Source organism: Microbulbifer maximicatervae (SeqCode) (assembly GCF_056231245.1).
The window spans coordinates 1,548,060-1,558,224 of sequence record NZ_CP174334.1 but is presented as its reverse complement, the minus strand read 5'-3'; the positions used below and the strand labels follow the sequence as shown (position 1 = coordinate 1,558,224).

At 51.2% G+C, this 10,165-nt stretch carries 9 protein-coding genes; all 9 read right to left on the bottom strand.

Annotation, left to right across the window (positions count from 1 at the left end; all coding sequences use genetic code 11):
* Positions 1-90 precede the first annotated feature (90 nt).
* Entirely contained in the window at positions 91-1,470 is a 1,380-nt protein-coding gene (locus tag ACJJIS_RS06780; protein WP_475709786.1) for an AgmX/PglI C-terminal domain-containing protein, read from the bottom strand.
* A 9-nt stretch (positions 1,471-1,479) separates the two neighbouring features.
* Complete coding sequence (locus ACJJIS_RS06775; RefSeq protein WP_444914202.1) at positions 1,480-2,019, bottom strand: ExbD/TolR family protein; 540 nt, start codon at positions 2,017-2,019, stop codon at positions 1,480-1,482.
* Positions 2,016-2,606 (bottom strand): ExbD/TolR family protein, encoded by a 591-nt coding sequence (locus ACJJIS_RS06770; protein ID WP_475709785.1) that lies wholly within the window; start codon positions 2,604-2,606, stop codon positions 2,016-2,018. Before ACJJIS_RS06770 ends, ACJJIS_RS06775 begins: the two co-directional genes overlap by 4 nt.
* A complete protein-coding gene (locus tag ACJJIS_RS06765) occupies positions 2,606-3,337 on the bottom strand; it encodes a MotA/TolQ/ExbB proton channel family protein (RefSeq protein WP_475709784.1) in 732 nt (243 codons plus the stop codon). Before ACJJIS_RS06765 ends, ACJJIS_RS06770 begins: the two co-directional genes overlap by 1 nt.
* Positions 3,338-3,406: 69 nt before the next feature.
* Positions 3,407-3,727, bottom strand: coding sequence for a hypothetical protein (locus tag ACJJIS_RS06760; RefSeq protein WP_475709783.1), 321 nt, complete (start codon positions 3,725-3,727; stop codon positions 3,407-3,409).
* Positions 3,724-4,308 (bottom strand): tetratricopeptide repeat protein, encoded by a 585-nt coding sequence (locus tag ACJJIS_RS06755; protein ID WP_413662567.1) that lies wholly within the window; start codon positions 4,306-4,308, stop codon positions 3,724-3,726. Before ACJJIS_RS06755 ends, ACJJIS_RS06760 begins: the two co-directional genes overlap by 4 nt.
* Before the next feature lie 32 nt (positions 4,309-4,340).
* Entirely contained in the window at positions 4,341-7,475 is a 3,135-nt protein-coding gene (locus tag ACJJIS_RS06750; RefSeq protein WP_475709782.1) for a tetratricopeptide repeat protein, read from the bottom strand.
* Complete coding sequence (locus ACJJIS_RS06745) at positions 7,472-9,502, bottom strand: tetratricopeptide repeat protein (protein ID WP_475709781.1); 2,031 nt, start codon at positions 9,500-9,502, stop codon at positions 7,472-7,474. The genes ACJJIS_RS06750 and ACJJIS_RS06745 overlap by 4 nt, the downstream gene beginning before the upstream one ends.
* 2 nt (positions 9,503-9,504) lie before the next feature.
* Positions 9,505-10,014, bottom strand: coding sequence for a hypothetical protein (locus ACJJIS_RS06740; protein ID WP_282932151.1), 510 nt, complete (start codon positions 10,012-10,014; stop codon positions 9,505-9,507).
* Positions 10,015-10,165: the final 151 nt, after the last annotated feature.

The following is a 10,165-nucleotide window of genomic DNA, read 5'->3' as shown; positions in this document are numbered from 1 at the left end:
ACAAAAAATAATTGAACAGGTATGACGAAAATTTCATCACCATGAAACGGCCGGAACCCACTATTCAGTGGGCTCCGGCCAATTATCAGCCTAGGTTGGCGGGAAGAAGTCAATCGGATAAAGAATGGTTATGGTCGGTACCCCGGCCTTTTCACCAAAGTTAAATCGTTTGACCCTAGCCACAATTTTTGCATTGAGTGACGGCGAATCCACATCACTGGAATCTACACTCACGGCAGAAACCGATCCGCTGGGCTCAATAGTAATCTTCAACACCATCTTACCTTGCAGCGCGGGATTATTACGCAGCTCACGATTGTAGATACGGTACAAGGTGGCTTTGTAGCGATCAAAAACAATCTGGATTTCCTCATCTGTCCGCGAAGGACCAGCACCATCACTGAGAGGACGGTCCTCACCGGCAAAGTCACCTTCAGTACCGATAGAACTTTCCACTCGCGCAAAGGCAACGCCACCCAAGTCCGAACCAGACCCACCCACATTGCGACTCAGCTCCGCCGTATTGATACCACCACTACCCGCGGTAGATGCTGCAGTGATCAGTGAGCGCTGACTGCGGTTCTCTTTTTTACCGGCCGTGCTCAGCTGGGTTTGCTGGCCGAGGCGGTTATCCAGATCATCCTGTATCAGGTCCTGGAAGTTATCCTTAAAGGCGAGAACACCGGATCGCTCAGCTTTTTTACGCGCCTGCTTTTTCTCCGCCTTGGAGGGTTTCGGGTCCTGCTTGGCTACCTTCTGTTCAGGCTTCTTCTCCGGTTTTTTCTCCTCTTTCTTAGGCTTGGCTTTTTCTGGCTCCGGCGGTGGCTTGGGCTTGGTTTTCTTCTCAATAACCAGCTTGGCCAGGCGCTCGGGAATTTCCACTATTTGAGACTCGGGCTGGGGCACCGTATACAGAGGAATCAGGTAGCCCAGCAAGGCGGCGATAAATAGTGAGGCAAAGACACAGCGGCGAAAACGCTTTTCGTCCTCACCCTGCTTGTGCCATGGCATCACCATAGGACGGAACTTGGGCTGTTCGAATTCCCGTGTTATCTCGAACTCGAACTTTGACTCTTCCTCCTCGCGGCGCAGCTCATCCGCGCGCTCATCCAGCGCAAAGACCTCTTCCTGGCACTCGCTTATGCTGTTCTGTATAGCACTGCGCTCATCGCGCAGCTGCTCCAGGCCCTGGTTGAAACTGCGTGTCGACTGACCGATCCGCTCGATAACCTGCGCAGAAGCATTCTCCCGATAATCTTCCGCCCAGAACATTTCTCCCGCGCCCGCTTCTTCAAGCTTGCGCAGGCGTTCGGAAATCTCGTCGAGCAACTGGTACTTGGGCCCCTGGTCCTGCAATTCAGCCAGCTTCTCTTCGATCTGGTGCCGCTCATCCTCGAGCAGCTGCATGCGATGGTGAACCGCCTCAAGCGCCTCACCTACCGCCCGCTGTTGTTGAAGAAAATTACTCACAAACTTCCATTAACCCTGAGATGCTTTCTGAATAACCGCCAGTGAAACTTTGGTATAGCCAGCGTCTGTACAGCTGGACATCACCTTTTTCAGCAAACTGAACGGAATGCCTCTGTCCGCGAGAATATTGACCTCCGGTGGTTCTGGATCCTGCCCCCCCTCGACATCACCCTCACCTGAATCTGCCGAGGCCTGTGCAACTCCAATTGCCTTGGCCAGCTCTGCAACCATCGCTTCCTTAATGGCCGCAATAATGGTTTCCTCGCTTTCCAACACTTCGGAGGTGGCAATTATCGAGTTGGACTCCACCAGGATTTCATCATTGGTCACCATCAAGGTCACCGTTTCCCGAGGCTTGGTCTCCACCACAGAGTCCGGCAAGGTAATCACCTTGGGAGGCTCCAGCGCTTCATTGCTGGAGGTATTAGTCAGCAGGAAAAACACCAGGATCGTAAAAACATCCATCAGGGAAGTCAGGTTCATGCCCGAGGTTTTCTTGCGCTTATGGCTTCGCGCCATACGCTTCATGCGTCGGCTTTCATTTCTCATGGCGCATCTCCTATGGAAATATCAGGAAATAAAACCACCTTTTCCACCGCTTCCAGGTCACTGGGATCACTCCCCTCAACACGTACTTCAGCTCCGCGCACAGTATCCATAATGCCCACCAAATGCTCATAGGCGATTGTGGGCTCCATCAGGATGATGGAATCAGTTTTTTCCGGATAACTGGCCTTAACTTCCAACAAAAACTGCGTGAGCTTCTTTAGGTCATACACCTCTGCTGTGGGCAGCACAGCGAGAATCTCAGCCTGTTCTGTATCTGCTCCAACGGGAGCCTCAATAGGAGCATTTTCACCCTCACCTTCGATATTCAGGTTGGGGAAACGTGCGATAACCTTTTCACCATCACTGATTTCCACGGCCTGTTCTCGCACAACCACCTCCACCGTAACTGTGGGATCATCCGGTGCTCCACCACCGGCACCACTCGGCATATTCAGTTCGAGAATTGTCACCCGCGAAAATACCGCCGATACCAATAGAAAAGGCACCAATACCACCATCAAATTCAAGAAAGCAGTGATATCCAGCTCAGGAGCTTCTTTATCCCGCCCGTGGCGCCGCCTTCTCATTACGCAGTTTCCGCTTGCTGTGCTACTGGATTGGTTTTAGCTGGGGCAGTTTTTTCATTAGACGGCTTGGATTTTGCGGGCTCCACTTCAAAACGGCGACGGGTTGCACCATCAATCAGGTTGGATGCTTTTACAGAGACCATCTCCAGGCTATCGATAATTTCACCGGTAAGTGAGTTCAGCAGTGCGTGAACGATCAACAATGGAATACCAGTCATCAGACCAAAGGCGGTGGTGTTCATCGCCACGGAAATACTGGCGGAGAGCAGGTCCGCTTTTTCTGCCGGGTTGGCATTGGCTACCGCCGTAAAGGCCTCGATCAGACCCATAATGGTTCCCAGAAGCCCCAGCAAAGTTGCGATATTGGAAAACAGAGCTACGTAAGGGGTGCGTTTTTCCAGCTGTGGAGTGATCTCCATCATGCTCTCTTCCATCGCGATTTCGATATCTTCACGACGGCGAACAGCCCCCTGCCGGGCCAGCCCCATAGACAGTAATTTACTCACACTGGATTCGTCCTGTTTTACCAGGTTGCGGGCGCGATCGAAGTCTCCTGAAGCTAATACCGGCTGCAGCTTATCCCACATATTGCGGTTGCTGCGGCGCTCCAAATGCAGTCGTATAAAGCGCTCGATAGCCACTGCACCACCCAGTGCGGCAACCACGAGAATCGGGTACATGAAAGTACCGCCCGTCTGGAAAAACTCGATGACGTTATTGAAAAAGTCCATTACAAACCCTCTTGAGAAATACAGCTAAAACTTGGTGCTACTCCGGCGACAGCCAGAATCAATATGGCGTTAATCGCCGGACAGGCTGAGTTGATAGAACTCCAACTCACGCATGAAAACTTCCTTGTCGAGCGGTTTGAGTTTGTCGTCCATCAAGCTGGAGACAAGGTCGCTTTCGACACCCACTTCGGAACTTTTCCAGGGGACAATATAGAGAGACTTAGGGGCTTCCTTGTTACCGATAATAGAAATACCCGACAACTCCTTAATTTTTGAATCCACCTTTTTATCGGTGGATTCTTTTTTCTCCTCTCCCTCAGACTGAGCCAAGGCATAAGGAACAACCATAAAGCTGGCCACGAATGGCAAAGCCCAACGAAGTTTAATCATTTACCAGCCCTCCGTTGAATATCAGCTAACCAGATAGTGACATCCCGGTCCTCTGGTTCCAATTGAACATATTGTTCGAATTGTGCCAGAGCACACTGGAGATCTTGCAGATACAGATCACACAATATGCCCAGATTTTTTATCAAAGGTAGATATTCTGGATTTTCTGCCAAAGCATTCACATATATTTTTCGCGCCTCGGCAAAGCGCCCTTGCTTTCGGTAGAGAACGGCCAGTTCATTAGTTGCCACCGGATGCTTTTCGTCCAACGCCAATGCCTTTAAAAAAGCCTCTTCCGCTTTTGCCTCATTGCCACTTTTGTAGTGGGCAATACCTAGATTGATATAGGGTGCCGGAAGGCGCTGCTCGCGCTCCACCACTGACTGCAGAAGTTCAATAGCACTCGCATAATCCTGCTCGGCAAGATATTCCAGGGATCGCTCAAAGTCCCGACTCACACTGCCCGATACCCGCACCGAAGAATAATCAGAGATTTTTCCAGACTTGGTTTGGGTGCTGGCGCAAGCTGCCAACAACAAGGCTAAGCCCACCAGAAAAAACAAACGCATTTGTTTTTGCATAACTTTCCACTCCAAAAGGCAAATGCCTGTTATTACTGACCCGAAACTGCTGATCCCGCTGAAGGCAATTCCGGCTCTGGCGGCAGGGGTACAATAGTCTGGAGATACTCACCAGCCTCTTCCGCCCGTGCATAGCGAGCGGGCATTAAATTGGCAAGCTTGCCAATACTTTTATCAATCCAGGGGTTATAAATACCGACGCCCAGCAACTCGACATTCTTCTGATGAACAGAAATGGCTTTTTCCTCGAAGGGATAAATCTGCTCCTCCAATGCCAACTCATACTCTTCCAGCTCCAAGGCATTCAGGTTGGTTGGACGCTCCGAGTCCTTCAGGGCCACGCTAAAGTGGAGATAAATTTCAGCCAGGTAAAAGGTTGCCGCAGCGGTCACATCGGCCACCTGATAATCAATCAGGTCAGTAAATACACGGGTGGCTGCTTTCATACGCTTGCGCTTGAGGTTGAGGCTTTTCTCGATAGGCGCAACCAAATCCACCTGGGTGAAAGCCTCAAAGCTGGGTTCAGCCAATAGCAGGGCCGCATTACCTGCGAGATAACGGGTGCGGTCGCTGCGCTGGGAACCACCGCGGGACTCAACTTTCACCAGTTCACGAAGCTCTGCCATATAAAGCTTTTGATTCCCGGACACTTTGTAGATATCGGCAATTTTCTGGCGGGTCTCCAGCGCCGGCTCCATGGGTTCGGGGAAATAATCGACGTAGCGACGCAAAACAGACAGCGCTTTAGCGCTATCTTCTGCCGCTGCATAAAGATCTGCCGCCTGGGTTAAGGCCTCACGGCGTATTTCATCGTCCTCGGATTCCCGCTCAATACGCTCAAATTCCGCAGCTGCTAGCAACAGCTCACCGCTCTCCTGGTAAACCACTGCCAACTTCTTGGTGACATCTTTCGCCAGCTCATGCTCCGGGAAGTGACTGCGGAAGTTATTCAATACCGTTGCCGCTTGTACCCAATCCTTAAGAACGATCAATGATGCGGCAGCATCATACTCCGCCGTAGCCAGAATGGTCGCGCCAGGTGCAGTACCTCGAATACGCAGGAAGTGACTCGCTGCGGTTGCATGATCCTCCTGTTTACGGGCCATATCACCCTGCTGGTAGATGGAAGCCGCCAGGTTATCTACCAGTCCCGCCCTATCCTTTGCATCCTGGGCAGTCAGCGTCAAAGTTTCACCGTAAGCGATTTCTGCATCCGCAAAGGCCGCAGTATCGAAAGAAGCGTGAGCCACCAGCAGCCAGGCAGAACGTCTAATCTCCTGCTCCGCAGCGGGAAACTGCTCCAACAGTGAACGACCATTGGCGATTGTCGGGGCATAGTCTTTTAACCCGTAGAGATCCTCCACCGCTCCTAACATGATCTGTGGTGCTTTGGCATGCTCGGGGAATGTGGCCGCAAAAGTCAGCGATGAACGAATAATTTCCCGCAATAGTGGTGCACGCTGCTCATCCGTTGCATCTTTTAAGTTATTAGCCAGATGTTCGCGATAAGCGTAAACCGCTGCGTAGCCTGCTTCGCTGGAATCCTTATGCGCAGGATATTCATAGGCCGTGCGCTCATACTCCAGAGCTGCACCATGGAAATCCCGGTTTTCCAACATCAATCCGGCAAGCTGATAATTGATTTCCGGTGCGCGCTCAGTTTCCCGGAAGGAATCGAGATAGCTGCGATACCAGTGAATCGCCTCGCGATAATTCTCGGCCTTCTTGTCTTTTAACTTCTTATTCTGGTAAGCCGCATGGTAGTGCCCGGCGAGGTCGATCAGGTTGGTCTGCAGGAAGGCAACCACCTCACCGTATTCGTTAATATCGAAGACAGTCCAGTAATCGGCATTAAGTGCATAAGTAGTGGCGAAATCCTTCTTCGCTTCCAGCACCAGCTTGGGAAAGCCGCCTTTACTGTAGATTTCAATAACACGAATTGAGAAATCCGCAGATACTCTGTGCAACTGGTTTCGATCAACAAACGCAATATAGGATTTTGCCGCATCCTGGTAGCGACGCTTTTCCAAATAGTATTCACCCAGCTGGCTGTATACCCGGAATTCGTAATCTCTATTGCCCTTGCGGGTGAAGTAATCGACAACCGAATCAGGGCCTTCCAGGTAAGAAAAGCTCAAGCTGACCACACGGAAAGTATCGTCAATATGCTTGCGCTCACCCTTATTGTTTTGCTGGTCGAAGTCATAGCCCTGGGAGACTTTGTAATCCAGCATGGCGATATAGTCATCCAGGGCCATTTCATACATATCCTGCTTAAACAGCGCCCAACCGCGTTTATACAGGGCAAGCTCGTAGAAACTGGATATCACACCAATATCGATAACTTTTCCGTAGGACTCTTCCGCATCGAGAAACTTCTTGCGGGTAAAATAATATTCGCCCAGCCGGAACCAGGATTCATCGATATGTCGCGAGTCCGGATAGTTGGCCACCAGCTGACGCAGCACATCCACCGCTGCATCAATCTCTCCCGCTTCTTCATAAGCTCGGGATAACTGATACATCACCTGGTCGTTGCGGTGATACAGGGGGTACTTTTGCAGCAATTTAATATAAAGATCGATGGCCTCGCGGGCATTGGCTGACATCATCTCTTCAGAATCAACGCCCGGCGCTTCAAGCGGGGTTTCATCTGCAGCTATTTCTATGCTGCCACTAGCCCGGGTTTCAAACTCCTCATCAGACTCGACAACCCCAGGGGCCTGCGCCTCAGCCACTACCGGCTCTACCTTCGCCACCGGCGCTGTCTTCTCTGGAGCATCCAGGGTATTTTCAGCCATAGCTTCTGACGCATCGACAGAGATCACCGCCCCGCTTCCAGCAGCTACTCCAGCAAGGTTATCGAATTCTGCATCTTCAGCGCGGTGTGCCTGCTTGATTTTTAGGTCGGCAATCCTGCGCATCGCCTCGGGGGTCAGCTTGGATTCAGGGGTTTCCTGCAAGTACTTCTGGTAGCTGGCCAGTGCCTTCTCCAGGCTGCCATCAATATGTTCTTCCTTAATTTCTACTTCGACATTTTGAAGACTGCCGATTGTCTTGCCGCTGTTTCCCGCACAACCCCCTAGCACTATAAGTGCAGAGAGAAGACCAGCGGCACGATTGAGAGATTTACCAGCTTGAGATTTAGATTTGAGCAACTTACTCACGAATCACCTCCCTCTGCTGACTCTTCTTCCTCCACCTGCTCCATCTCCGGTGGATTCTCCTCAGGAATTTGCTCTTCCAACAGCGCCTTGTGCTGCTCTACCTTAAATTCATCTTCACGCTGCTCCTGCAGCTCATTAGCGCGGTCGTAGCTGTCTGCCAGGGCAAAGCGGGCTTTAATTTGATAACTCTCCAACTGTGCGCGACGGCGTTCTAACTCGGCAATTGCCAATGCCTCAAGCATGGTGCCCTGGCGCGCCATCAGGGTTTTCAGTCGCCGTTGGGTTTGCTGGATACGCGCGCGCAAACGAGTAATATCGCGGTCGTAACCGGTATAGCTGTGAGTTGCCGCCTGGCGACTGCGCACAAAGGAATCGTAAACAGACTGGAGACTTTCGATCTCCTGGTTTAATTCCGCCAGGTGTTTGTAGGCCTCGGTCAAACGCTGGTCGTACTCAAAGGAAAGACGCAGGTCCAATACACCTTTAAGCCGCTGAACCCGCTCCAAAGTAGTTTCAGTAAAGCCCTGGGGATGCTCAGCAATTTTTCCGCTAAGTTCCAGGAGCTTCAATCGCGCCTCCTGCTCTTCGGCCGTTGCCAGGTATTCTGGGTGGCGGGAGATCAGCATCTGCTCTATACGACTGGCAAACTGATCGCGCTGCTCCATCCGCAGCTTGATACGGGCGTCGAGCTCCCGGAATTGCCTGTCCAGCTCCGGCAACAAGGGCTCGTAATAGTTGCGGCGAATACGAATAATATCTTCGTAGGCTGTGAGGCTTTTTAGCCACTCTTCATTGCGCTCATATAAATCGTTGAGGTCGCGATAGTTGCACAGAAACTCCTGGTAGTCATTGGACGCCATCAGGTCGAGTAAGTAATGGGTCTCGGGGGCTTCCGGTAAATTGCGCAAGGCCACTACCCAGTTCTGTACCTGGGTAGCCTCTTTACGACGCAACGCCTCAAGGAACTTACCTTTGCGAATACTATGAATAGACTGAGTGAGGGTATCAATCTCGCGCCCGAACGCGTCTAATGCGCGGCCATAGTTAATTGCTGCCGTACTGTGGACATCCAATTTGCCATAGGCATAGGGCACCGCCAACATGACCTCTTGCACTGGCTCACTGGTGCCTTTGCGGTCTTGCAACAGCTTCCAGGGCACCAGTGCCCGGTCATAGCGACCCGCGCGGGCCTCTACCCAGCCAGCGCCCAGCAGCGCCCTATTTGAAAAAGGGCCATCGAGGTTTACACGATCAAAATAGGGGCGCGCCATATCCAGCTTGCCCAGCTCCATCAAATGAGAGCCCAATAAAAGATTGGTCTTATCGTAAAGGGCCTGCAGGGCCGCTTCTGAACTGCGCTTTCTTCCCAGTGCAGTCAACTCCAGAACACCGCGCTCCTCTTCTCCCGCCTTCAGTTGTGCAATACCCAAATTGAAGGAAACAAAGCCCTCTAATGACTCTTCACCCTTTAGGTCTTGCAGCAGTTCTACGGCCTCCTCAAATCGACCGAGCTGCATATAGACTCGAGCACGCAAAAACTGCTCATCTGCACGGACCCTCTCGGGAACCCGCCCGTCAATCATTTCCAGGGCATGTAAGGCGTTGCGCGGCTGTTGTTTGTGATAGTGAATTTTTGCCAGTCGATACGCGGCTTCATTTCTCACCGGCTGGGAAACATTTCCCTGCAGTACAGCCTCAATAGCCCGCCCGGCCTCCCTGTGCATTCGATAGGACAATTCCAAGTCACCCACCGAAAACTCAGCTTGCCCCAAGTGCGCACTGAAAGGATCGAGTTCGGGCTGATCTAAGCGGTGATACTGAGCAAGTTCTGTGTCCAGTGCCACAATCGCATCAAAATAACTTTCCTGATGGGCATGAAACATTGCCGCACCGAAAAACAAGTCTTTAAGTTCTTCCTGCGGTTCAGTCGCCGCTGCAGCAGGGAGAGCAGCCAAAGAACAAAGGGATAGAGCACCAAGCATCATCCTGGTTTGACAGGACAACACATTTACCAGGGACCTGAGCATGATTACCAGTCCTTGAAGTTTATCGTGGACTCGGTTCCCAGAACCTTAATCTCGACAAATTTAGGACCCACTGCTTTCTCCACGGTGTAGGAAGCTGTAGCCCGATACTCTTTTCCTGATGGGGTTTTACCGAGAAAACTAACCTCTAATGGATGCCCACCCACTTGCACATTGCCAGTGTATATTTTTTGTACCCCACCTTTTTGCAGGGACTCAATTTCCCGGTAGGTATAGAGATGATGAGCAACTAATTTGCCATTCAGTGTGACCTCAACCGACTCCAGCTCGAAGGGCTTTTCATCAGCCACCGAGACAAAAAGAGCTACCTGCGTATTAGAGGGGAATAAGAGCTTTTCCTCCAGCTGTGACAATTCAGCAGTGAGATCAATTACATCTTTCTTAACATCCTGGATCTGCTCATCCAGGCCACGGATATCATCTCTATCAATAGTCTGAGCATGCCCAGTACTGGCCAACAGAAAGAAAAGTACAATCTGAAGAATTCTGAACATGTGGCCTACCTCCGACCCAACCCTAAACTATCAATTCCTGCCAGAGAACCTGGAACAGGACCACAATAAACCCAGGCACAACAGGGCCTTGAGCTGCGGCATTGTATTGAATAGAGGGCTAATCAGATGTGAGGAAATTCAAATCTCACAA